Annotated in this window: 22 protein-coding genes and 1 pseudogene; all 23 read right to left on the reverse strand. The window is 35.1% G+C overall.

Annotation, left to right across the window (positions count from 1 at the left end; all coding sequences use genetic code 11):
* Nucleotides 1-383 (reverse strand): AAA family ATPase (locus BM097_RS14255; protein WP_177197479.1); only part of this gene is annotated, 383 nt, incomplete at its 3' end.
* A gap of 323 nt (nt 384-706) precedes the next feature.
* Nucleotides 707-1,330 (reverse strand): Fic/DOC family protein, encoded by a 624-nt coding sequence (locus BM097_RS14260; protein WP_090551699.1) that lies wholly within the window; start codon nt 1,328-1,330, stop codon nt 707-709.
* The gene (locus BM097_RS14265) at nt 1,323-1,499 is read right to left on the reverse strand and encodes a hypothetical protein (RefSeq protein ID WP_176757607.1); all 177 of its coding nucleotides are present in this window, start codon (nt 1,497-1,499) and stop codon (nt 1,323-1,325) included. Before BM097_RS14265 ends, BM097_RS14260 begins: the two co-directional genes overlap by 8 nt.
* Nucleotides 1,500-1,700: 201 nt before the next feature.
* Nucleotides 1,701-2,135 (reverse strand): hypothetical protein, encoded by a 435-nt coding sequence (locus tag BM097_RS14270; protein WP_090551702.1) that lies wholly within the window; start codon nt 2,133-2,135, stop codon nt 1,701-1,703.
* 70 nt (nt 2,136-2,205) lie between these two features.
* A complete protein-coding gene (locus tag BM097_RS14275; protein ID WP_090551707.1) occupies nt 2,206-2,637 on the reverse strand; it encodes a hypothetical protein in 432 nt (143 codons plus the stop codon).
* On the reverse strand, nt 2,630-3,592 hold the full coding sequence (locus BM097_RS14280; RefSeq protein ID WP_090551711.1) for an RNA polymerase sigma factor: 963 nt from the start codon (nt 3,590-3,592) through the stop codon (nt 2,630-2,632). Before BM097_RS14280 ends, BM097_RS14275 begins: the two co-directional genes overlap by 8 nt.
* Nucleotides 3,517-3,798 carry a hypothetical protein gene (locus BM097_RS14285; RefSeq protein ID WP_090551714.1) on the reverse strand — a complete coding sequence of 94 codons (282 nt, stop codon included), beginning with the start codon at nt 3,796-3,798 and terminating at the stop codon, nt 3,517-3,519. The genes BM097_RS14280 and BM097_RS14285 overlap by 76 nt, the downstream gene beginning before the upstream one ends.
* Nucleotides 3,786-4,088, reverse strand: a complete 303-nt coding sequence (locus BM097_RS14290; protein ID WP_090551718.1) for a hypothetical protein — start codon at nt 4,086-4,088, stop codon at nt 3,786-3,788. The genes BM097_RS14285 and BM097_RS14290 overlap by 13 nt, the downstream gene beginning before the upstream one ends.
* Before the next feature lie 10 nt (nt 4,089-4,098).
* A complete protein-coding gene (locus BM097_RS14295) occupies nt 4,099-4,527 on the reverse strand; it encodes a YbjN domain-containing protein (protein WP_177197480.1) in 429 nt (142 codons plus the stop codon).
* Nucleotides 4,528-4,607: 80 nt separating this feature from the next.
* Entirely contained in the window at nt 4,608-5,162 is a 555-nt protein-coding gene (locus BM097_RS14300) for a hypothetical protein (RefSeq protein ID WP_090551726.1), read from the reverse strand.
* Between the two features lie 10 nt (nt 5,163-5,172).
* Nucleotides 5,173-8,142: an AAA family ATPase gene (locus BM097_RS14305; RefSeq protein WP_090551730.1), complete on the reverse strand. Its 2,970-nt coding sequence runs from the start codon at nt 8,140-8,142 to the stop codon at nt 5,173-5,175.
* Between the two features lie 10 nt (nt 8,143-8,152).
* A complete protein-coding gene (locus BM097_RS14310; protein ID WP_090551734.1) occupies nt 8,153-9,643 on the reverse strand; it encodes an Hsp70 family protein in 1,491 nt (496 codons plus the stop codon).
* A gap of 24 nt (nt 9,644-9,667) precedes the next feature.
* Nucleotides 9,668-11,671 (reverse strand): tetratricopeptide repeat protein, encoded by a 2,004-nt coding sequence (locus tag BM097_RS14315; RefSeq protein WP_090551737.1) that lies wholly within the window; start codon nt 11,669-11,671, stop codon nt 9,668-9,670.
* A gap of 137 nt (nt 11,672-11,808) precedes the next feature.
* A complete protein-coding gene (locus BM097_RS14320; protein WP_090551742.1) occupies nt 11,809-12,228 on the reverse strand; it encodes a tetratricopeptide repeat protein in 420 nt (139 codons plus the stop codon).
* A gap of 52 nt (nt 12,229-12,280) precedes the next feature.
* Nucleotides 12,281-13,144, reverse strand: a complete 864-nt coding sequence (locus tag BM097_RS14325) for a hypothetical protein (RefSeq protein ID WP_090551746.1) — start codon at nt 13,142-13,144, stop codon at nt 12,281-12,283.
* A 17-nt stretch (nt 13,145-13,161) separates the two neighbouring features.
* The gene (locus BM097_RS14330) at nt 13,162-13,572 is read right to left on the reverse strand and encodes a hypothetical protein (protein ID WP_090551748.1); all 411 of its coding nucleotides are present in this window, start codon (nt 13,570-13,572) and stop codon (nt 13,162-13,164) included.
* A gap of 21 nt (nt 13,573-13,593) precedes the next feature.
* Nucleotides 13,594-14,991, reverse strand: coding sequence for an ADP-ribosylglycohydrolase family protein (locus BM097_RS14335; RefSeq protein WP_242944727.1), 1,398 nt, complete (start codon nt 14,989-14,991; stop codon nt 13,594-13,596).
* Between the two features lie 79 nt (nt 14,992-15,070).
* The gene (locus BM097_RS14340; protein ID WP_090551751.1) at nt 15,071-15,628 is read right to left on the reverse strand and encodes a DUF3159 domain-containing protein; all 558 of its coding nucleotides are present in this window, start codon (nt 15,626-15,628) and stop codon (nt 15,071-15,073) included.
* Nucleotides 15,629-15,806: 178 nt separating this feature from the next.
* A complete protein-coding gene (locus tag BM097_RS14345; protein WP_090551755.1) occupies nt 15,807-17,855 on the reverse strand; it encodes a hypothetical protein in 2,049 nt (682 codons plus the stop codon).
* Nucleotides 17,856-18,445: 590 nt separating this feature from the next.
* Nucleotides 18,446-22,384 carry a type VI-A CRISPR-associated RNA-guided ribonuclease Cas13a gene (gene cas13a, locus BM097_RS14350; protein ID WP_090551759.1) on the reverse strand — a complete coding sequence of 1,313 codons (3,939 nt, stop codon included), beginning with the start codon at nt 22,382-22,384 and terminating at the stop codon, nt 18,446-18,448.
* Nucleotides 22,385-22,404: 20 nt separating this feature from the next.
* A complete protein-coding gene (locus tag BM097_RS14355) occupies nt 22,405-24,666 on the reverse strand; it encodes a hypothetical protein (RefSeq protein WP_090551762.1) in 2,262 nt (753 codons plus the stop codon).
* Nucleotides 24,667-24,860: 194 nt separating this feature from the next.
* A complete protein-coding gene (locus tag BM097_RS14360; RefSeq protein WP_090551766.1) occupies nt 24,861-25,331 on the reverse strand; it encodes a hypothetical protein in 471 nt (156 codons plus the stop codon).
* A gap of 335 nt (nt 25,332-25,666) precedes the next feature.
* Nucleotides 25,667-25,861: pseudogene (locus BM097_RS16560) on the reverse strand (IS110 family transposase); the annotation flags it as partial.

A 25,861-nucleotide genomic window follows, 5' to 3' on the forward strand; every position in this document is an offset into this window, starting at 1 on the left:
TTAATTCCTAGCATAGAACCACTACAAATAACGTCATAATTACCATCTATCTTAAATGATTTAAGTGTTGTTGCAACATCGGGGTTTTCCTGAATTTCATCAAAAATGATAACCGTTTTGTTAGGGACAAACTTTATAGATGGATCAGCCAATGATATATTCTTTATAACACTTGCAACATCATATCCATCTGCAAGTATTTGCGAGAATTTCTTCTCTAAAGCAAAATTTATATATACAACATTTTCATAATTAGCCTTAGCAAAATGCATGATTGATTCTGTTTTACCAATCTGTCGTGCCCCATTTACTATAAGAGGTTTATGCGCTGGATCCGCTTTCCAATTACTTAAATAATCATCAATCTTTCGTCTGTAATACATTTACTTTACCTCCAAGCACATATTATCACAAAAAAATAGGCACATCAATGAAGTAAATCACATTTTATGGGGCACTTTATGGCTTATCCTCACATTTTTTTGCTATAAAACTGCTCATCATGAAGTTAAATATTTAATTAGGTTGACAAATTTGAACACAAAAATAGCCTCACACCCCTAGAAAAAATCCAGGTCTTCCAAAACCGGAAAACCTGGATTTAAAAATCTAATTATGTTAGTTCTACAAATAATCTCAGATTACTTGTTAGCGATAGCTGCCTGAAGTGGTGTGCTATCCTACGACACTTTTTGCAACGTTCACATTATTGCTCAGAAAGAGCATCATAAACAATTTTATATAAATACTCTTTTTTGCTAAAATCACTTCCATCAGAAAAGAATGCATTGTATGCAACAAGAGCAGTTCTAACATAGCCAGCATTTTCTTCAAAAAGCTTTCGATTAATCATTATTCCTTGTGCTTCAATAAATTGACAGCAAAAAGTTATTGTAGTTCGAGTATTTCCTTCTCTAAATGGATGAATTTTCCACAATGCCGCTAAAGAATCGCAGAATTGATTTGCTAATTCTTCCTGATTAAATGCATCCCATTCTTTTTCTCTCATGTCTTTCAATACATAATGAATATCAGAAACAATATCAAACGGATCAGAATACTCTACAGATTGTCCACCTAAAACATCTTCCTCTTTATAAATCGAAATAGTTCGAGGCGAACCCGCCCAATCAAATATATCTTGAAAGATAACCTGATGCATCTTAAGAAAATGTTCCGTGTGATAATCTCCCGGCAACGGATTAATTGCTACATCTTTTAATCGATATACAACATAATCAGCCTCAGCTTCATCCAGCAATTCTTGAGATTTTATACCAAGAATATTTTTTAGTACAGGAACGTCCTCATAAAGATATGGATCACGCATTTGTGGACTCCTTCATCTTATATTTCTTATCTAAAAAACGCTTTGCATCCTCCATTGTTACTTCACCACGTTTTTCTTTTTCTATATATTCTTTAAAATCTTTAGTTGGCTCTAGACCGTCTACTTTAATCATACCTATTGCATAATTCCATGCGTCAGCATTAGTCATAATATCCGCCTCCTTTTCTATTATATTTTAACATATATCGGCATATATTTCGATTTATATCCGCGCAGTCTTTTCAATTAGATGAGACTAGACACGGCAAGGCACTTGAGGGTCTTCTTAACCGCTACTTTAAATAATAAGTAAATACCGAAATAAAAAAACGGGGCCTGCACTTTAAAGTGCAGGCCCATTATTTACTCTCTACTTCTTAGACTTAAAGGCTTGTAGTATTGGGTAACAATACTCTGCCCCTGCAGCAACTCTTGCAATCAAATTTCTACATGTTTTCACACATGTATCAGCATAAACCATTGCATCCGCAGCTACAGTTACTTGATTGAGTTCGTAGTTAGTGCTGTATTTTACAAAAATTGATTCACTATTCATCTCATTTAATAGTACGAACAATGACATAGACATTTTTTCTGGAAGTTCATAAAAATTAGCCCCTTCTACGTGAACGAAAAAGCCATCCTCCTCAGCTACAATGCCTACAACTACATCAACTGGTACTGTATCTGTCTCAATTTCAATAGTAGTCATGGTATCGTTGTTGTTATGAACTTCGAAGCCCATTTCTTCCATGTCTGCTTCGATAGTAGCTATAAATTCTTTAATTAATTCTTTGTTTTCCATTTTTTAATCCTCCGAAAATTTATTTATATATACTTATTCTCGAAGTTTTTGCTAAACCCTAAAAATATAATTATTTCTTCTTAAATTTTCTAAATAACTTTTCAAAGAAGCTCTCTTTCTTTGGTTCCTCTTTTTTAGGTTCTTCCTGAGGCATTCTCGGTGCAGAGCTTGCGCAAGCAGCTACACCTCCATAAATAGGTCTTTCATCTACAGGTTTGAATCTTGGATCAATAGCTGGTGGTACATAAGGACCAGACTCACCTCCGTATACAGAAAAACCGGTTATTCTCGGTGCAGGAGTATTAGCTAGTTCTTCTAATCCAACAGCAAGCATCTTTCCATCGTCCTCAAAAAGACGTTCAATCTGTAGATATTTTGAAACTCTCTTTTGGCATAGCTGACAATCCACAACATGGTCAATAGCCTCATCTAGCCATGAGATATTATCTGTACTATCACTAACATATAATTCTATTTCTTCTAGGGTTAAATGTTTATCCATTGCTCTTCCCCCAATCTATCATTTCTCCAATTCTGTCTTCTTTCCTGTGAAGCTCCTTTTTAAGTTTATTACGAATTGAATTATCCCAGTTTTCAAAGGCTTTTCTGTCAAAATGGTCACCGAAAACAAGTCTAGAAATTGGCTTTCCAAACTCCTCTTTTTTCATATTTTCATCAAATTCTGGGCCCCACTGAAATTGGGAATATTGTGCCCAATCATTTAATTCATTAATAAAGTCCTTTGAGCCACTTTTAACTGTAACATCCTCAAGCTGCTCTAGTGCCCAAGTTGGGGAAGTTAAATCATTTGCATTATTATTTGTTGGATATTTTTTTGATAAAAACATTGAATATCCCGAACCTACTAGTTTGTATGGTTTTGTATCTAGATTCATAAAGATTTCCAATGCGCTCTTTGTCAGCTCCATATATTCCCTTCGCATCTGTTGGTTTACAAATATGCGCTCAGGATTTGAATGGTATGTGTCTTTTAATATATCTGAAAGGGCTGTCGAATCCATTAAAGAATCATTAGCACCTCCATCATTTGTACTCTTCATTTCATCTGGTACGTCAAGACCTTTTTCTCTAAGAAAGTCTTTATAGGCACTTATAGACCTTCTTTTAGCTGTCATGTAACAATAGGATGAGAATTTCATTAATTCAGGATTACATTTTTTGATTCCATCAGTTAGAAGAAATGTAAGTATTTCCTGAAGTGCATCTTCAACGTCTTGTTTCTTTAGCCAAGACTGAGTCTCAAAATTCAAATTGGCTTTTACTACTCGATATAAGTATCTTTTTAGCATGTTATATAAATCTGTCAAATCAGCCTCAGGATTATCGCATATACGAAGATATTCCTCATTTATTTTATCTATCAATCTTGGATCTGATTTTTCTTCGTTAGCATTTTCATTAGCTTTTTCATCATCTTTTCCATATATTTCGAACATATACTACTCTTTTCTCCCTTCTCATCAACAATTTCATATATCCATTCTTCTGCCTTAAGTATTCGGCCATCTATTCCTAAATACAGTTTTCTAGTCTTTTTTATCTGTCTGCCATCAACTGCAGTTACTATCACAGTTTCATAATTCTCCCTTGGTGGAGCATATTCAGATTCATGATACTCTCCTTCAACTACTACCATTGACATATTCCTTCCTCCTGAAAACCTTCCTCATGAAAAATAGGATGATCCAATTTTATGTCCATATCCTCATGAGACGTACCAGTAATACTCATCAAAACGTCAAATCCATAGCATACCGTAACCTGATAAAGGTAATCATAATCTCCACCGTCTATGGCAGCATGGTAACGTTCGACAGCTTTCTTATAGCTTTCACTCAGCGGACAATCTTCCATATAATCTATTGCATTTGTCATCGGTTCAGGAAAACCTCTGACTGTCACAATGGTATCTTTATTTAAATCTTCACTCATTATGAACCTCCTATACTGTAAATGTGGTTCCACCCCAGATAGTTTTCATAAATACTGGGTAAATCTTTTCTGCGACTCTAGTAATTTGCATCATGAGATTGAAACAAATATCTGCACATGTTTCCTCATTTATTAAATGTTCATACTCGATCCTAATCTGCTGCTCTTTTTTATCAAGAACAATAGTTACAAATAGATTAGATTCATTCAAATCATTTATGAGTTCATAGAAACAATCCCAGTACTGTTCTTCTACATCAAGGAAATTCGTGCCAACAACTCTAACCATGTGGCCTTCTTCATCAAAATGAAGATACACATCGATGTGGCCACTTTCTATTTTCCACCTAGTTATAAGAGTTCTCTCAGCAATCTGCTGAGACTTAATATCATTTTCCTCTAAATATTTACTTACCAGCGAAATAATGTTTTCAACCATATTCAACTCCTCCTGAATAATTATCATTTACTATATTATTCCACCGGAAAATGCCAAACCCTAAAAAACATCAAAAATTTTTAAATGTTTTTTCTGTCCTCCATCTCAACAGAGCCATCATCATAAACAAAGCATAATGTGTGAGTATATATTTCGACCATGGTACGACCTGGATGCTGGTCCCATTTAAGGTATCCTTCTCTAATATCCTCTGGTATCTCAGCAACACTGCGATAGTGCTCAATAATATTTCCATAGATATCAATTGAATGAATGATACATCCTGTAATACCGCACTCAGACAATATGCCAAGCATTCTGTTTGGAAGAGGCACATACTTCATCTGCTCTTTTAGCATTGTCATGGATTCAGTATCAGCATCTTCTAGTGCCTCTACTACTTCTTCCGTAGATTCTTCTATATCATTTTTAGTCCAAGTAGCATCCTTTGTTCTAGTAATAGCTTTGATATATTTTCTGCTTCTAGGAAATTTAAGTTCTTTTCTATCATTTTCAATCTCTGAAGGTGTACTTTTTACTGCAGCTTTTAAAGGCGCAAAAGTCTTTTTTTCTTGCACCCCAGCCTCTGCTGCGGTCTTTGTTTTATTTTTAGCTAGTGTGTTAACTGCTTCCATAATTTTTCTCCTAAATATCTAAATCTGATTCAACAATAGTTCTCAAAATATCAGCAGTCATTGTAACTCCCTGATTCATAAGCTCTTCAATTCTAACTTTCGCTTTTCTAATTACTGCCTCTACTATGTTTCTAACTCCTCGAGCATTACCGAAGTTTCTACTTAGTTTTTTTGCCTCCGACTTCTTAGCCTTGATAACTTTTTCTATCATCTCATCAGTAATACCAGCCTCTAGCTTGTAAGGAACATTTTCCCCTGCTTGGGCTATCATTTGTTTAAAAATACTAACAAGCTCTTCATTTGTATAATCTTCAAAAAATACATCTTTTGGGAATCTGCTGGCTAATCCCTCATTGGCATTTAAAAACTTCTCCATATCCTTTTCATAGCCTGCCATTATTACCATGAGGCGATCTCTTCTTTTATCTATTTCATCTACTAATGTATTAATTGCCTCTTGGCCAAAACCTCCTTGATTGCCATCTACCAAACTATATGCTTCGTCGATAAATAGGATACCTCCATCAGCCATATCCAAGTATTTCGTAACGGCTTTAGCAGTACCGCCAACATGATCACTTACTATGTCTTTTCTTCCTACTTGAATTAAGACATTTTTCTTAAGTACTCCAAGCTTTGCGTATATATCTCCCAGCAGTCTGGCTACAGTAGTCTTACCTGTTCCTGCACTTCCTTTGAATACAAGATTTAAATTGCCGAAGTTCTCCTTTTTACTAAGTCCTAATTCTTTTTCTACCTTCTTGACCTTGACGCTACTAATTATTTCAAAAATCACCTGCTTTGCTGAGGCCAAACCTGTTAAAGACTGCAATTCATCTAGTAATTCATCTAATGTTTTCTCATTCTCACCCTTGCGTCCAGAGACTTTCTCAATATCCTCTCGAGTGATAGTGATTCGTGCTTCACCCTCAGGGTCTTCTTCATTTACTCTATTAATCATCTCTTCGCAAACTAAATTGAAGACATTTTCAACACCTCTGGCATTTCCAAAATTAGGAACTTTAGATTTTACCTCTAGCAATGGCAATACTGCTTTCTTTGCATCTTCAGATAATATTTTTTCGTCTCCTATTACCTTCTTCTCAAAAATAGCAGCCATTTCCTCTAGGGTATAATCCTCAAAATAAATGGTATTTTGTTCTCCGAATCGGCTAGCCCAGCCATCATTAGTCCTAAAGAACTCTTCCATTTTGTCTTTATATCCAGCAAGAACCAGCATAACTGTATCCTTGCATTTTTCCATTTGGTCAACAATCTCATTTATTGCTTCCATTCCAAATGTGTCATTCTCACCTGTATATAACCCATAGGCTTCATCAAGGAATAAAATACTACCTTCAGCTTCTTTAAAGCTTTCTCTTACATTGTGGGCAGTTTCGCCTGCGTGGACACCTACTAGATTACCCCTACTTTTCACTACTACCTTGTCACCATTTGGCAATAATCCAAGCTGTTTATAAATCTTTCCTACTAATTCCACAATGGTAGTTTTTCCTGTACCAGGAGCTCCTGCAAAGAGCATATGCATAGAACGCCCCTTACTTTTTTTACTTTTAATGCCAGCCGCTTCATTTTTCATATCATACTGCAGGTTTAGAACCAATTGCCTAATTCTCTTTTTAACACCTGTAAGACCAATCATAGAATCAAGCTGAGCTAATAGTTCTTCTATGCTTTCACTGTCTAAATCATCTGAAAAGTCCTCTGCTGTAAGTGAATATAATGCTGTATCATCGTCATCCTCGCCGTCCTGATATCTAGTGGCTCTTTTCTTGATAGCATCATCTACCATTCTTATTACAGCGATGCCATTCATAAAATCAGGATTTTTCGACATAATAGTTAATTTTTTAAGAAGCAATATGTCGGTCTTTGGATCATTATCATCGATAAAGTATTGCTGAGCTGCAGCATATTTTTTTGTGATGTTTAATAGCTCCTCTGGTGTATAAGAACCAATCTCTATGACGTCATACATATAATCTCGTAAATCTTCATCTATAAGCAACATTTTAGTTACAGCAGCATCTGTTCCTGTAATGATAATAGACGAATTGGCAGTCTTCATATATTCACGAAGGGCCTCAAATAAACCAGCCATTGCAGTGTTGTTATCGTCGTCATCATCTAATATGTTTTGAATATTATCTATTATGATAGTGTCATCGTCGTTATTATGGAAAAAGTCTGAAATTCCATTTTCATGATCATTACAATATACTTCGTTCAATTTTCTCGCAGAAACCTCGAAGCAATCACTTGTACCTCTGATACCTAAATCTGACAATAGATTAGCTATAAGGTTAGCTAATTCTGTTTTTCCACTTCCTCTACCACCTGAAATAATAAAGTTAGTTGATTTTATAGTGTCAGTTTTAAAATTCAACTCATTTTCACGTTCTCTTTGAGTACGGAAATGTTTGAAGAATACGTCTAGCTTTTGCTTTGGTCCCTCCATGCCTTCAATGCCATGGTCTTTAAAGCTTTCATTAACACTACGGGCAATTTTTCTTTGAGTCTTCTTTTTAGATACTGAAGCAAAAGCTTCAGTCAATGAAGCTTCCTGTTTTGTTTCTGCTTTCTTTGGCGCTTCCTTTGTAGGTTCCTTTGTTTCTTGTTTTGGTGCAGAATTGTCCCTAACAACTGAAGAAATAGTGTTTACTGAACTAGATATATTTGTAGTTGGCTTTGGAGCTGACTTAACTTCATCCTTATAAACACCATTAGATGAATCCTCTAGAATTGCCTCTATTTCATCAATATAGTCTCCGCCAGGGTATACAAATTTGCAGCGCTTAGCCAATCTTCGCGCTGCTTTTTCATTTCCAACAGTACAGTAACATCTACATAGGGCATACATCACATACTCATTGTCGCTATCCAATTCTGCTTCTAGAAGAGGAATTAACTCCTCATACTTTTTTTCAGATAAATATTTACTTACTTCGCTCTTTTTCATTAAGGAAGTCCTACCTTACTTTCAAATTTTTAAGTATACCTGTATATTCTATTACCTGTTCTTCTTCTAGATTCGCCTTGCGCTTGAGATAATGATTCTCTTCAAAATCGTGTTCTGGCAATTTAATCTTTATATATACCAACTGTGTCTCATCTAGATTAATTTCAATTACAACAGGTTCATGTTTTCTAACAGCTATTTCACTAGGGATGTTTACCATTACAGTTCCGATTTCAGTAACATTTTCTATTTCAATGTCCTCACCCTCAGTAATAGTAATTTCGAATTTACGCTGTCCATCAGCCATTGCACCAAAGACTTTTTCGCCAGCTACTGGAAGTGAGCTATTCTTTGGTATGATAATTTCATTTTCAAGTCTGCCATCATCGTTAGTAACAGCAACACCAATACTGTGGGAACAAGCATCCACAAAATAATCTGGATTTTCCTCATGGAGCTTGCAAGCTATAGCAGCACCAAGTGCTACTGCTTCGTCTGGATGAATATCCTTTGAAGGCTCCATTCCCATATATTCTGCTATCCTCTCGCGGATATAAGGAATTCGGCTGGAACCACCAACCATTAAAATTCTATCTATATCGCTCTTTTCTAGGCCGCCATCTTTAAGAACTTCACCTATTTTATTCTCTGTGCGTAGGTATATAGCCTGGATAAATCCCTCAAACTGTTCCTTAGTAATAGTAATTTGTGCCTTTACATCTCCAATTTTCATATTAATTGGAACAGATTTACGTTTGCTCAAACGGATTTTTGCATCCTCGGCATTGTTAGTTAATTCCTGCAAATCATCCTGATATTCATCATCAAGCATATCTATATCATGATTGTCAATCATGTATTGAACAACATAATCTATAATTTTTTGGTCAAAGAGTCTTCCACCAGCTTCGTTAACACCGCCGGAACAAATAACGCGCATTTTCTGCTGCTCGTTAACATGTAGAATAGTTACATCAAAGGTACCGCCTCCCAAATCATAAATCATGATTTTTTCATTTCGAATATCATGAGCTTTTACATATGCGATTGCTGCTGCAGTAGGCTCATTAATCATTGTGATGAGATTAACTCCTGCCATCTCAGCCGCCTGCTGTGTTGCTTTTCTTTTGGCGTCCTTGAAGTATGCAGGTACAGTAATAACCACACCAGTAACCTCTTCACCCAAGGCTTCTTCGGCATCCTGTACAATCTTTTGAATGATAAGTGCAGATACAGCCTCTGGTGTATACTTTGTGCCATTATTCTCGATGATTACTTTGTTTTTACCCATAGATCTTTTAACATCTCGTCTAACCTTCTGTGGCCAAAGGACAAAGCTCTCCTTAGCTTCCTTTCCAACAACGATTTCATCATCATCAAATAACACAACAGATGGTGTCGAATAATCACCGTCTGAATTAGGTATTACCTTTGCATTTTCATTTTCATCCACATAGGCAGCCACTGAATAAGTAGTACCTAAATCTATTCCAATATTCATCCTCAACCTCAAAAATTAATTATTTTAAAAACCACGTCTTAAAGCATCATTAATATTTAATTCTCTTTTTACTTCATTAAGAAATGGCTCAGCGTCTTTTTTATCTCCTTGATTTATAGCCTTTTCTAACCACTCTTTAGCCTTGTAGAGATCTCGTGATACGCCGATTCCCCTGTAGTAGCATTCTCCCAAGGCAGTCATGGCTCTTGGTTCATTGTTTTCAGCAGATTTTTCTAACCAGTCAATACCTTTTTTAGGATCACGACATAGTCCATATCCATTAATGTAATTCCAGCCTGTATTTAACATTGCTGTAGGCTCACCGCCAAGTGCTGCCTGTTTCATCCAATAAGCATATTCTTCACTATCTATTTCAGTTCCTTCACCCTTGTTATACATAAATGCCAGGGTAAACTGAGATGGAATATGTCCTGCTTCTGCTGCTTTTTTGAGATACGAAAAGGCTTTATCTATATCCTTTGGTACACGGTTTCCCATGTAATACATATCACCAAGCTTTGCCAATGAGTGCATATCTCCTTGATCAGCAAGCTTCACTAACCACTCCAGGCCATATTCTTGATAGTCCTCCTCTTCTGAGGCTAGAAATCTTAAAGCATCTTCATATGTCATACCTTGATTTGCATTACTGCCTTTTGGTTCTAAAAACTCTGCATCACTCAAATCAACCTTTTCAGAAGGTACATAGTAGGATAATGCGTCATCAAGAAAACCTATAATTCTAGAAATAGACGCTTTTTCAGACATTTCCTTTGTTTCTAATATCATATGCTCTTTTTGCTTTTTTACTTTAAGCAATGCGTTATAAATATCAGAATCAGACTGATTTTTTGAGATATTGTATTTTGCTAATATTCCTGTGTAGTAGTCTAATCTATATTTTTTCTTAATATTTTCTATTTGCTCCACGGAAGCTTTATCATCAAATCTTGCTCCTCGCTCCAAACCTGTCAATAACCAATAAATTGAAGTTGCCATGTGGCTATTCTCAACTAGATATTTCTCAGATGGAAATCTATTTTCAGGATTCCAATAATAGATTCGCTGCAACCAAACCGTTGGCTCTTTCTCTCCTAATTCAGCAGCCTGCTTTAACAAATTCACACCTTCTAATTGTGATAATCCACTCCTACCATCTTTAATATACCAGTCGATACCAAACGACGAAAGATCACCCTGAAACATAACATTTCCCCAGATAACCATCGCGCGTGGATTATTTCGCTTTACAAGTGGGCGCAAAAGCATTCCCACTTCTACGGTATCTACAAATTTCAGAATCGTACCTTTATCCTGCAAAAGCGGATATCCAAATCTTAGTTCAGCTGCTAGATACCTCGACCATTCAATTACGGTCTCATCGCTATATACATAGTCATCTGCCTCTTCCATAGACATCTTTTTTTCGTGAGCTTCCTCATATAATTCCTTTTTTCTTTTAGCTAAATTGCTTTTCCACGTCTTATAATACTCACTAAGGTATTCAGTCCCTTTTTCCATATTTGGCTCAAAAACACCGTAACCGCAGTACCAATAATTTGCCAAAAGTTCCATAGCACCAGCTTTACCATTATCCGCAGCCTTTTGTGCCCACTCTGCAGATTTTTTATAATCCTTGCACTTGTAGTATTCCCAAGCTATTTTATTTTGAAGCTTAGGGTCTTCTGGTGGATTTTTTTCATATTCCTCTAAATCCATTTCGTCTTCATTTTTCTTTTGAGGTTGTTCTTCTTCTACAACTTCAGCTTTTTCAGATGAAGCCGACGTAGTATTAGCATTAACTGTTCTAGAAATACCTGTTACCTCAGGTGCTTTATTGCTAAGATAATATGCTATAGCGTCATCAATATCCGACATTTCTTTTTTTACCCTAGCAATACGATTTTCATCGTCTATATTATCTATAATATCCTGTTTTCTATTTTGCTCCCCAGTTAATAAATCAACTATTTTCTCTGGTTCAAGCTGTGAATCAATTCCATATTTTCTCAATAACTCTGAATACATTTATTTCCTCTTTCTGCACTTTTAATGCAATAGCGTTTATCACTATTTATCATTTGAAAATATACGCACAATTATAATATCACTTTATCATACACACCTTAGTAAATTCAATACTTCTGGGCGTTTATGGACACTTGTTAATCAATCTTTTTTTCCTCATTTTTCAGCTTTTCTATCAAATCACTAATCCCTTCAATCAAGCTATTAATTTCGATGGAATCTTCGCTGTCATCATAGCCGTTTTTCTTGGCTTCCTTTAGCCATTTAAGGGACTTTTCATAACTAACCTCCACACCTTCACCGTTGAGATATCGATACCCCATGTCCTTTTGAGCTATTGGATGTCCCTGCTGTGCTGCTTTTAAATACCACTTGGTAGCCTCTATCTCATCGTACGGAACCCATCGGCCTTCCTCGTACATAACTCCAAGTGTATGCATTGCATCAATATTCCCAGACTCTGCCGCCTCAATAATAAAAGCTATCTTCTCGCTTTGAGTAAATTTATCTGCATTTTGCAGCTTCTCTTGGATTTCCTCTTCCGACAACATTCTCATTTTCCCTCCATTAAAATCACAAATGCAGCCACAATTGTGACTGCATTTTGTCCTATATCCAATCAATTATCCTAGGCTTTTTCTTATCATCCCCCCACAGCTCAATCATATTATCCTTATGGCCAAGCATGCCCATAAATATATCCAGCACAATGAATTTATCATCTTCAACGATGTAGCAAATCATATAGTCATTGATGATTCTACGGTAAATCCCTCTAGAATGTTCTGGTTCACAATAAAACAAATCATCAAACGCATGCAATTTCTCAATATCAAGAATTGTGAGTGCAACCGTACTGAATTCCTTTACACCATGGCCATCTCCAGGTCTGTATTTTCCTATTCTTGTAAGACCTTTTGCATCAATTATTGCATAGTCTGTCAAGAAAACATTAGATATTCCTGTAACCGTTGGCGGATTTGGAAAGTCCTCAGGCATTTTCGCCATTATTTTTGCAAATTCTTCCTCTGCATTGAATATCTTACCTGATTTATAGCTCTCATAACTTTCATCTAAAATCATATGAAATAAATCTTCGTCGATATAAGTTGCATTGGCAATGCCACCTCGTTTATCACCTCTGTATTCATTGTATTTTCTATTCAAAAGAGGCTCTAGTTCAAATTCTATATCGCTAAAATCAAGTTCATCATATCGCAATAGTTTTTTCAGTCTTCTATCTATTTTGATTCCCCAAGGTTCTATTTCAAAAATATTCCACCTATTAGTCCAAATTTTATATTCTGCGTATTTCTCGCCATCAGGAATCATTTCTCGCCATCTGTTAAGAGCCACTTCCAAACTCTGGGACAAAGGACATGTAACCTTCCAATCTCTCCACTCTTCCACCAAGTCTGGAGTACCATTAATTGTAACCAAAGTGTCAGCAGTGATTTCATTCACGCCTGCCATCTTTCCTCCTCCTTCTGCTAAAATACTTCTGTTCTATATTTACTCATGTCTTCAAATTCTAAATCAGAAATATCTACCTCATCATAATGAACCAATTCTTTGTACTCATCATCAACGTGGATTCCATCAAATCTAACATCAAAAACACAACCCAGCCCAAGAATCGCGCTAACTACATATTCATCGTACCCTTTCTTACTCATTTCTCGATATCTATTTACTGCTACCCAAAACGAATCCTGCATTCTACAGTGGACCTCAAAATCTCCCATTCCGTCTGCCCAGTCCATAGTTCTGCGGAATCCTACAACTCGAACCGCTGTATCTTCATTCATTGTGTCCCACTTTTTTAACCCACCAGATTCTCGCAATAATTTCTCTTTATATTCTTTTGCTTCCTTATAAATCTTATCTGTTTCTTTTGACATATCTTTACCTCCCTTTTCACCTCAAATATTCAATATTCTCTTAATAATATTCTTGCCTCTAAGTTTTGCCATCCATGAATCTGGTATAGTTTGTTTACCGCCATAGGTTCCCATCGTATATCCGTAGTAAAGTCCTGCTAGCCCTCCTGCTATAGCAGCAGTCGTGTCTGCATCATCCCCGAGATTAACAGCCTTTAGTACGCATTCTCTGTAGCTGTTTGTAGTAACTAAACACCACACTGCTGCAATGAGAGACTCCACTACATAGCCTGAACCAACTATCTTTTCACTATCGTATTTACGAAGTTCATCTATTTCGGATAATTCCTCGTAAAATACCAATTCTGCGTTGTGTGCCTCGTCGTTACTATAGAAATCAAAGGCTTCATCAATGGCTTTTTGAATGATTTCATTAAGTTTAAGCTTACCTTTATAGGTTAAAATGTTTTTGGTTATGAAATAATGAATGCCACATGCAATGCCGCTTCTAAGATGGTTGTGTGTCAGTGCCCCAACCTGCTCTATGCTATCGATTGCATCCTCCGTGATATCTTTTTTTGAATTCATTTGTCTATTCGCCCAATATACTGATACGGGAAGAATTCTCATCAAGGCTCCATTCCCATTTGCATATTCACCTGTTCTGCCACAAGTTGTTACATCTTTGTTTTTCTTGTAATTCATTATGGCTTCATCACAAGTATTTCCTACGTCATAAGTGAATCCATCCGGAGTATATTCTCCCTTATAGTTCCAAAGGACGAACTTATCCATTATGTCAGTCAAGTCGATGCCACCTTTTTCTCTGATGCTATCAAGAGTGGCAAGGACCATGCTGCTGTCATCCGACCATGTTCCTGCCGGCATGTTGTGGGCGCCACCGCTCTCCAAATCTGTCACAGGACCATTCTCACGAAAGGCTATTTCCTCTCGAGTCATGAATTCTACTGGCACACCTAGGGCATCACCTACCATGAGTCCTAGCATTCCTGCCTTCATTATTTCCATATCCACAGGCTCATCCTTTTCTAGTCTTAAAGTTCTTTTCTTAAATTTGTAGGTGACATCATATTCTAGTTCAATGCCAATCTTTGCAATTGATGTAAATTCTAACTTACCATTACTATGATAATAAAGCATTATTCCACTCTCACTTGGCGACATAAATACGTAGTAAGCCTCAGGGTCGCCAGTCAATTGTCTTATGCATTCTAGCATATCTCTCAATTCTGGATTCAACTGCTTTAAATTCTCGTAGTAGTCTTCATCTGAATCCCCCGGGCGTTTGAAATATGTTGTGAGAATGTCATATCTTATAAAATTGCAAGCATCTAATATCTCCTTTTTTAGCTTTGGAAATAATTCCTCTGCATCCTCGCCTTCATATAATACATTGTCTAAAAACATCACCTTTGCCATTGGATAATCCTCCGTTTTGTTAATAAAGTAACTGTTCTTGCAGGGGATTTCCTTTCCCCTGCAAGATTGACTTCCTTGATTACATATTGTCATCTGGATAGATGTTATGTCCATTGAAGCCTGTACGATTCTGGTAATCTGCTGCACTTGCATAACCAATCATCTGGGCCTTTGAATCCTCGTACTTTGTAAACTCTTCTGTTGGTTGAACACTACCTGTATTCTGATTTGTTGTAACATTGCTCATTCCAGGATTATTGATATATTCTCCACTTCCTGAATAATTTCTACCTGATGTCCATGCGTCAATCATTCCGAAGAATGAATGATACTCACCACCCCAAACAAAGCTCATTCCCCATTGTAAGAATGCAACTAAATAAAGAAATGCACCAAGCACTGTAAGAAGTAATGTAAAACCGATTGTGGCTACCATACTGTCTAGCTTTCTGTTTCTTATGAATAAAATAATACCTGATGCAATTGCTGCTAACAAGAATAGGAAATACTCTGGATTTGAGCCAAGGTCTCCATCACTTGCTGCTACGTAAAATAATAATAACCCTATGCCTGTAACTGCTCCTAAAAATACGTTTAACTTTCCCCATGCGCTATAATTTGTTGTGTTTGTACTCATAATTTTCTCTCCTTTTCAATAAATGATTTTTTTATTTATTTTTGATTACACATACTTATTCTCTTGTGAAATGTTAAACCCTAAAAAAAATAAAAAAAATTTTCAAAAAAAATACAGCCACATAAAGTGACTGTATAAATCCAATCTCCGGTCATGTAAATCATGATATTTCTCCTTTTTACTTTTTACCTCTACGAATAACAAACGTTACAACGATGGTAATTAAAAGGAATACTATCCACGCAATGAGGTTATAAATATAGTCCTCTCCTATAGAGAAAATCGGTTTAAATTCAATGAGTCCGATTTGAAACAATGTAGATAGCAATATAAATGGTATCGCGTATACTGATATTAGATTCAAATTATTGTATACCCTCTCCTTGGTATGCTCTGATACCAAAGCCGTGGTCTCTCGAACATTTTCACGAAGAGAGGATACATTCAACACCTCATATACAAACTTATAAGTATCTATCTCAATCTGTGAGTCTATACACTCATCCGCTTGAGCTTTGGCTAAGAGTTTTATTAATTCACTATTCTTATTACTAACCTCTCGTTCGTTCTTCTCAAATTCTCGAAGAAATCGTCCAATCTCTTTCAGCCTTTCTCGCTGATACAGAATCTTATCAAATAAACCAACTATACAGCTTACCTTTACAGATTTTGTATCAGTCCAATCTAACATTCCATCCATTTGTACAGCATTACTTGTTTCGCTTGAAGTGGCTATAAATAAAACGGCATGACTCTGATTTACATACAGGTGTGTGCGATAATCTAATCGTAAGACATTTTTATCATCAGCATCTAGATAACCGCCATCAGATAGTCCCATGAAATATGCATCTAAAATATAATTGTTATGGGAAATTAGTGCAGCATCAACTTCTGCAATTACTAAAGGGTATGTATTATCTTTTTTATCATTCAATATATTTCTTAGTTTTGATGTCCATTTAAGTAGACTTTCTGCTCCGTCACTAACCCGGTCTACACTGGAATACAAGCTTTCACCGATTGGCTTTAAATCATATTTGACAAGAAATGATTTTTTAACCATTTTGGTGATATTTTCTAATATTTCAATTTGCTCGTTATAAGATATTAACGTGCCACCACCAGGAGCATCTACCATATCGCCATTAGAAGAAACATACCAAGGATCACGAGTTAATGAAAAAGGCTTCATTAAAAAGATACCACTATTTCCATTCCCTCGTGGACAGCTATAATCTCTTCGAAGTCGTCCTTCTTTTTCAAACAACTCTTTATCCTTAATTTGCTCTAATTGCTCATACATCTCGGCAAGCTCTCTTAAAGAGTATTTATCTATAGCCCCCTCTATGTCCGGATTAATTGAGATTCGTGCCCCATTAATTGATTCATTGTGTGGAACAAAAGTTAAAACCGCTCCCTCCTCACGTGCATAAATATAGCCAGTACTCTGGCAAGAAGGAATTGTATTCCATATTGCAGCTTTAACAGTCTCTATCTCTCCATCTTTTGTCCATATAGATATATCTTCAAAAACAAGTTTATTTTCGATTTTATCTCTATTGTAACTCTCTTGGTATCCTGTGGTTACTTTCTCAATAGCCTCTGCAACAACATCCTCCTTATCATACGGAAATGTCATTTTATATAAATCAAACGGTTCGCTAGTATTCATTCTTTCTTCCACTAGGTTTACCGCCTTTTTTATCCATGAAACTGCGATTTCAACTTCTTTGTTATATAGTGCAAAACCTTCTAAGCTACCAAATTGCTCTCTAACCTCACTTAAATCAATATTACAAATCAAATTATATAGGGTAAGGTGACTAATACACTTATTCTTACCACCATCTATATCGTTGACGTAGTTACGAACAATTTCTCCAAGCTTCGTTTCCAGGAATCTTTTTTCAAAGGCTTCTCTTCCTCTATCCAAAAAACATTGCACCAAAAAAATAGAAAACAACGCATCTGTATCCGGATTTTTATGGACTATAACTCTAACAGGCTGTGTCTTATCAAGAAATACACTTGTCTTTTCTAATAAATCTAACTCTCTAAACAACAAATCTACCGTACTTTTATATTTATTATTAGTATCGTGATGATCAAATACCCCTAATTCTACGGAGGATCCTACATCTAACCAAATTTCATTATTTACACTAGTTTGATGTTCTTTAGTTAAACCATGATTCACAAATTGGAATTCATATTTATAAGCCATGTTTTCTCCTCCATAATTCTTGTGTTCTCCCCCAATTAGCTTCACATCAACATCATTATACCTCATAGGCTTTTTAGAAGTTGAATCCATTCAGATTCAGCTGGCCATATGAAGTTTTTGTTTATGGGGAAATAGTACTACAGGACGTTTTGAAAAATATGAACAAATAGGATGCTGTCAAATAATCATATATCTAAAGCCCGCTATGGCGGGCTTTTTTCATTTCTCCTTCGCATCAAATAATATCTTGCCATTCAGTGATTGCCCGCTGTGTCGGGCTTTTTTCATTTCTCGTTACAGGCCTTAGAGAAATTGAAGGAATTCTTTCAACTCTTTAAAGTGATTGCCCGCTGTGTTGGGCTTTTTTCATTTCTCTTTACCTTTGATAGTGACTTCGCCTGTTATCGATTATCATTAAAAATTCTCGTGATTGCCCGCTGTGTCGGGCTATTTTCATTTCTCCTCAGTCATTCTGAGAATTTATTATATCATATTTAGAGTAACTGATTTTAGTCTTTCTATGGCTGAATGCATAAATATGTCATAAAAAATTTAAAAACACCCCCTATCTAGCGCATCTATGTTAATTACTATTTCCTCTTTGTTTTATTATTATACCATTGAACTTTTGGATTTTTAAAATTTCCACGGTTATTTCTGTTATCTGACTTTGGATTAGAGTGGTTAATCTTTGCAAACTTATCTTCTGCCTCAGCATCCCTAATTAATCCCTCTGGTGCTCTATCAGGATAATATAGTAAGGATGCCACTGCTCTGAGATAGTCATCACCTCTAGCAGATAGTTTTACGGTTGAATTTCCGTCACCCAACCTATATGTAAACTGCTCAGAAGAAAGACCATTTTTCTCCCGTAAAGTAAACATTGCACGTGGTTTCGTTTGTTCATCGTTATCGTCTAACCTTTTTTCTGATGAACCAAACTCAAACGCAGGTACCACTAGATGTTGAAGCAGTATATTATACATCATATTAGGAACATTCTTTGTATATTTCATATCATATGTAAAGAATCTGTCAAACACTTCACTGTATAAATCAAGCATGCTCCTGTCATGTTTAGCATAATAATGGAAATGCTCAATATAATTCCTTAGATTTATACATTGCTGATGCTCATTTATATTTTCAAACAATTCTACTCCTGCCAAATAAATTGGATCGTCATCTTCCTTTGTATCTTTATCCACACCTCTTATTTCCTTTGAATAACTGCAGAATGAACCAACCTTAGCTCCAGCAGATGCTTTAGCATTCTTTTTTGATTTGCCATTTGCATCTATGAGCGACAGTCCATTAGTATACATTGCAACAATCTGATATAAAACAGCGCCAGAAATATCACCAGCATTGTTATACCCTACAGGTTTTTTACTTTCATTATGTAAGCATAGATAATGGAAGCCTAATTGGAAATACATCAAATCACGCTCACGTAGGTATCCCCAATTTATCAGTTGTCCCTGAAGTTCATCTAAGATTTCTGAATAATCAATTATGTTTCTAAGTTCAACAATATTTTTTAATTCCTGATATTTTTTGAGATTTTGTTGTTCTTCCTTGGTCTTACATATACCCTTCTGCTGATAGACTTTTATCTCTTTCTGCATTTGCATATATTTTTTTATTATTTCATAATCCACAGATAGTATGCTTCCATCCTTGGTCAAATCAGAGATAATTCCTGTTGCACCATACAATTTACATTGGATTATATTTCTGTTCACTATTGGGTTTGTGCCGTCATGATAAATTCCAATCTTTATCCCATCTATTTCTTTTGCACAAAAATCTCCTAATAATGTGGCAGAATGGTCGTTATTTTTATTTGTATAATCAACAAAGTTTTTCAGATATCTGGCATAATCGTCACCATCATCAAAATAATCTTCTAAAATATTTGAAGTAACTCCATTTAGTTTTGTGCATACATCAAATATTTGTATTATATTCTTCACATCCCAAGCAATATTATCATTTGAAAGATTATTTCCTGTTTGCTTTGCTCGTCTTGCGACATCATTAACATATTGAACATAACTTCTAAAATTGCCTATCAACTGATTCACCTGTTTAGGATTTAGTAATCTTCCGACGATATACCACTTCTGCAGTTCAGTTTCTTCAGTTATTCTATTTACCAAGGTTTCATATTGTCTTCCATTATAGTTTGGCAAAAATTCCTCGATTGCAGGCACATTATTTATAAGTTTAGGCTTCTTTAAAAAACCGTAGGTATTTATATTTTTCTCCAAATAAATCGTAAATACGTTTTTGAGAGCCTCAAACAAAATCATCTTATAATGCTTATAGATTAATTTGTCACCATCTTTTGTTCTAGCAGAAATTACTTTACGATTGCCTTTATTTTGATTATTGTATTCTGTCATAATCATTTGGCATATAGCTGACAGAGAATCGCATTCCTTGCAATATGTAGCAAAGGCTTCCTTAAAATTCTTATGAGCATTTCTCTCTGATTTAAGCTTTTGATCCATAGACTTATCAATATCAATCGGCAGGCACTGAACATAATCTTTAAGCATGGTGAAAGTTTCAGGATTCTGAAGGAAATCATTGTAATAAATTTCCTTACATACATAATAAACAGCGCTTTGCCATTTCAAAGCATCATCCACTCCAAAAGCTGATGTTATTTTTAAATCATTCTTCAGATAATCTGGGAAATTCTTTCGTACAAACACACTATTAAATGAAGGCACCTGAGATGCTCTTTCATGAACCTCTGCGTATAATCGGTCCAGCATTTTTTCTATATCGGAAGTAGAATAAAACATTGGCACATTGTTAGAGTACATCTTGTCTTTTTGAACATTTCCTGCCATGTTGAAGTCATAGGCAAACATATCCCCTATTAGTTTTGTATTCCATGAATCGTTATCAATATTTTCTGTTTTAAAATGGAAAGAAGAATTTCTTAAGGAATAAATCATTTTCCTCAAATCATCTAGTAATTGTATTTCGTCTATCCCACTAAAATCGAAATCATTCCAGCGAGACTTCCCTCCAAAAAATTGTAAAATATTTCTAAGTATATTAGGCCTTGCAACTGCGCCCAATGTGTCCTTGTTATCTTCGTGTTTAAGTAGTAAAAAATCTGAATCCTTTTCATTTAAATCTACCGTAGCATTAGCCAAGTGATTGGCTGCAAATGCTATATTTACGGCACACTCACGTTGCAGAGTCTCCTCTGCCTTGATTCGTTCATATTCAAAAGACGTAATACCATTTACAAATTTCTCATCTAGTTTGCCAAATGCATTGCTATTATTATCCTTTGCCAATGCATTCATGGCATAGTTATATACAGCTTTGCCTTCTGCAATATATTTAATACTTAGATAGTTGATAATACCCTTCCATACTTTTTCACTTAAATAACCAAGCTGGTATTTATAATCACCTGTATTATTGTTTATATGTCCATATATTCTTTCTACTTCATTTTCTACATGATGAATCCAAAACTTATTAAGCATGGTGTCAGAAAAGAAAACATCTGGATTCTCATTAGCATACGCTAGAGCACGTCTGTAGCATGCTATATTATTTGTCCTTATAGCATCTATAGTTGCATCGACATCTAATACTTCCTTAACATTACCTTTCCTGTCAGTTTTAATAGAAACAATTTTTTTGACAAACAACTCATCATTCTGCTTCTTATCCTCATGATCTCTCCACTCATCAAAATCATCCTTAGAAACTGAAGTTTCTCCATAAAAATATAAATTTACTAGGTTTCGTAGACACAATCTCATTTTGTGGCGTCTGTTTTCATCAAGAGTGGCGTAATCTCTAAGAAATGCTCTAAATGCATCTTTTTCGGTTGTTTTTGTTTCTTTACTCTTTTTAGTTTCAGAAATCTCAAGCGTACCATTAACACTATTAGGTTGAATAACCATATTCTGATTGCTAAGAGCAACAGGAATTTGTTTTTTTACAGAGGTCTTGTTATATTCGTTTACCAATTTTTTAACAAAATATTCATGAACAAAAGCCTCGTCTTCTTTTGATAGATTTGTATTCTCAATTAAAACAGCAGTTAAAATCATTTTTACTGCCTGCTTGGTTTTTGCTGTTCTAAAACTGGTTTTTAATAGTCTTGAACATGCCTCATCAATGATATCCTTGTTAACAATAAGCTTTTTTTCATCTTTGAGAACATTTTTAAGTTCCTCAACTATTATTTTTGTATTAAGTCCTTTTGTTATCTGTTCTTTTTTATTGAACTTTTTATTGCCTTTTAAATTTCCAATCGCTTTATTTACAACCTTTGCTAAATCCTTTGATGCCCTTGATATATCCTTACTTGTTGCTTCTGTACCAAAAAGATTAAATAATCTTTTTGTACTATTCGCACGCTGATTAACAACATCCTCTATTTTTTCCTTTTCATTTAAAGGATCCTTGTATAATAGACCAATTATTCCATTTGATTCTGTTACACCAACAGCAGTTTTTCTGTGCGATTCCTTTGAAAATTTCATTATGACCTCCTCTGATTAAGCTAATTGTACATATAACTAAATCTCTTTTTCATATACTCTTTCTTATCCTTAGATTTATATTGCTTAACACAATCAGGATTAAATAATGGAAAGTTCTTTTCCAACTTTTCATATAACTTTGTATATTTATTACCTGCAAGAGCTCCATCTCCCATAGCATCTGTCAATTCAGCCTCTGCAAATAATGCTATTGCTGCTACTAGTGATTCATCCTTGATTTCAATCGACTTAAGAATCAGTTTACTATACTGTTTTGCCTGCTCCATTTTTCCAATCCTTAATGAAATTAATCCAAGGTATTTATAGATTAACTCCCAAGGATGTGATGATTTTCGCCCAATATCAATAGATTTCTCATAATCAAGTATCTCACGCCAAACATTCTCTAACTCATCTTTAGAATAGAAGAAATACGCTCCCTTTAAAAACAGATATAATGCAAAACTTGGATTAACATCTCCTCTATGTCCCATTTCTTTTAGCGCAATTAGTTGCTCAGAGGGCATAATGACATCTCCACAATACTCCTTCATTCCATCAATATATAACTCTTTTTCGCCTGCATCTATTAGATAATGTAGGCGGTATGACTGAGTTATTTTTTTATTAGCAAGATTATCTTCCATTAGCGCTAGCGATTCATCAAAAAAACCTAATGCCTCATTATCTCTCAAGAAAGCAGCAGTTTGACCAGCTTGACTAAGCGTTTTTACATATTCAGTTTTTCCAAAGCAAAGCCTACTTCTTCCAAGCTTTTGTCTTGAGAGATTATAAAGTCCTCCAAGCAAATCCAGTGTGACTCTGATTACTCCAATTGCCTTCTCATATTCAAAATAATCGAGCAATGTATTTGTATATCGATTTCTTGTTCGAGTATATTCCTCCAAATCAACAGAGCCAGCATATTTCTCACAGTTTTCGAAATATGGTTCGGCATCTTTTAAATTACCTTTGTGACAGTTTATCAATACACCAATATCGTTAATATAATATAGTAGCTTTGAATATCTAATATCTTCTTCAAGAGCTTTCTTTGACTGTGATAGAACACTATAGATAAATTCCTCTCTTGCTGGATTTAAAGCATTAGTCATATACGCACTTCTAAGCTCATCTAGTGCTTCAGAAAACGCATAAGGCAATCTTCCATCTTTAACATCCTCCAAAGTTTCCTTTTGTATCTTTTCCTTTATATATCTTATCCAATATTCTTGATATAACTTTGCCTCAGGCGTGTCCATAGTTGAGATTGTATATATTTCTCTAAGTGCATCATAATATTCCTTAATCTCCATTGCCTGCCATGCACGTTTGAAATATAAATCTACCTCATCATATGCAAAAATAAGATTTTTTTGATTAATAAGTTTCTGCGCTCTCTTTCGAACTTCTACTACATCATCTTCCCCAATATTCCTTGTGAGAAATGAACAAATGGTATCTGCCATATATAAAAATACATGGTCCTTACTTTTTTTATTAGGATAATAACTAATTGAACGCACTTTATACGAACTTATACTAATATCTTTCTTCGGTTCATTAAGCATCTGTTCAGTTAGAATTGTTCTAAAAACATCGGAGTTCATCAAAGAATATTGCTTTATACCTTCTTCCAAATCATCTCGATTATTCCTTGTATACCCAAATTCTTCATATTTCTCTGACTTCTCCTGGTCTAATAGACTGCTTTGTCTTGTAGCAATGTCTAAATTCAATTTTCCAATGTTAGGATATAAAGGATTATGGAAGATTAGATGTTCAACTACATCAGATGCCACGTGATAATACATGTTGGAGGCGACATCATCCCTAAAGAACTCTCCCAACTCACGATTCAATAAATCAGTTTTTCCTTTTGAACTCTTGACTACTGCACATATAATATATTTTCCAGTTCTCTCTGGTAATTCTTGGTTTTCATATATTAGTGCATTTCCTTCATATAACCCGTCCTGCAAAAAGCCAGGAAGTGTCTCTGACACTTTCTTCTTAACATTTCTAACCTTATGATTATTTTTCCCATTTCTAGAGTGGAGATCCATCGGATATGATGCATGTAATTCTGGAAACTGTTTGTTGACAGAATCTATAACCGATCTATAGTAAGCCTCTATTCGTTTCTTTTCATTGTCAAACTCGCATTCGTCTCCTTTGTCGTCGAAGAAAATTCCACCAATAAGTGTTGTTAAACTATCATTGGTATTATCTTTCTGAGACTCTTCAAATACTCCTGCTTCATCCAAGGCAATTGTTATCATATTCCGTATCCTCCGTTTATAATTAGACAGAATAATTATACCATTGTCTTGCAATTGTCGAAAACAATATATTATTATCAATATATATAATAAGACAGCTCGTTTTGAATAATTTGAACACATTTAACTGTGGATACATAGATGTCACTGTATACTTCTATCCACTTATATATAAAAGAGGGGCCGAAGACCCTCTATACTAAATATATGTATTTATTCTTTTTTTCGAGCAATTTGCTTGTCAAATAAAAATCGTTATCTATAAATATCCATTCAAGGTCTTCAGAAAGCTTTAAAATATATTCAATGTTGTATTGAGTAATATAAAAAAATTCTTCTTCAAATAGCCCGTACTCTTTTATATCATCATCCTTATCAAAAGATATAAGCATATACTTCTTATCAGCATATGTCCTACATAACCAGAATTCTCTATTGTCTTCAGTATCATAGGCCTCTACATAATATTCATTAGACAGATTGTATCTAACGTAATTATGAAAATTCTCATAGAATTCAATGGATGTAATTCGTGCTTTTCCTCTAAGGTCAAGTCCTCTAAATATTTGAAATCCTTTTCTTTGTTTATCTTCATCTGGAGCATAAGGTTGGCCGCAAAGGCCACAATCTTCATAAGTAATTTTCTCTATTGAAAAATCTCCCATAAATAAAAATCCTCTCAAATATAAATCTATTATACTTCATCTTGGATTAGATTCTGCTAAAAAGATTACTTAAAATGCAAAAGCTAATTACACATTTCTGTAAACTGACCCCTAAAAAATAATCTAAACTAGATATTTCAAAGTGCACAGTAATCAGATAATATTTTCTCCAACAAAAGACTAACTATTAAAGATTGTCAATAAAAAATGATTTGAAACAGAAATGTTTTAAATAGAGCGACGATGGCTTTTCATCGTAATCAGTACCTTGAAAACTGCATGACAAATAGAGCATCATCTGAGATGCTCATTAAAAAAGATTTGTATGGAATTAGTTAAACGGCTTTGTTGTATGACTGACGAGTTTTCTCAAGCTGATATATCAGTCGCACGAGCTTCTTCGTGGCATGAGATACGGCAACATAATAATGCTTTCCTTCAGCACGCTTTCTGGCAAGGTAAGCATTGAACGTCGGATCCCAATGGCAGACAAAGATAGTGGCGTTAAACAGAGCATATCGTAGATATCT

The organism is Pseudobutyrivibrio sp. OR37 (assembly GCF_900113655.1).
Classification (GTDB): Bacteria; Bacillota; Clostridia; order Lachnospirales; family Lachnospiraceae; genus Pseudobutyrivibrio.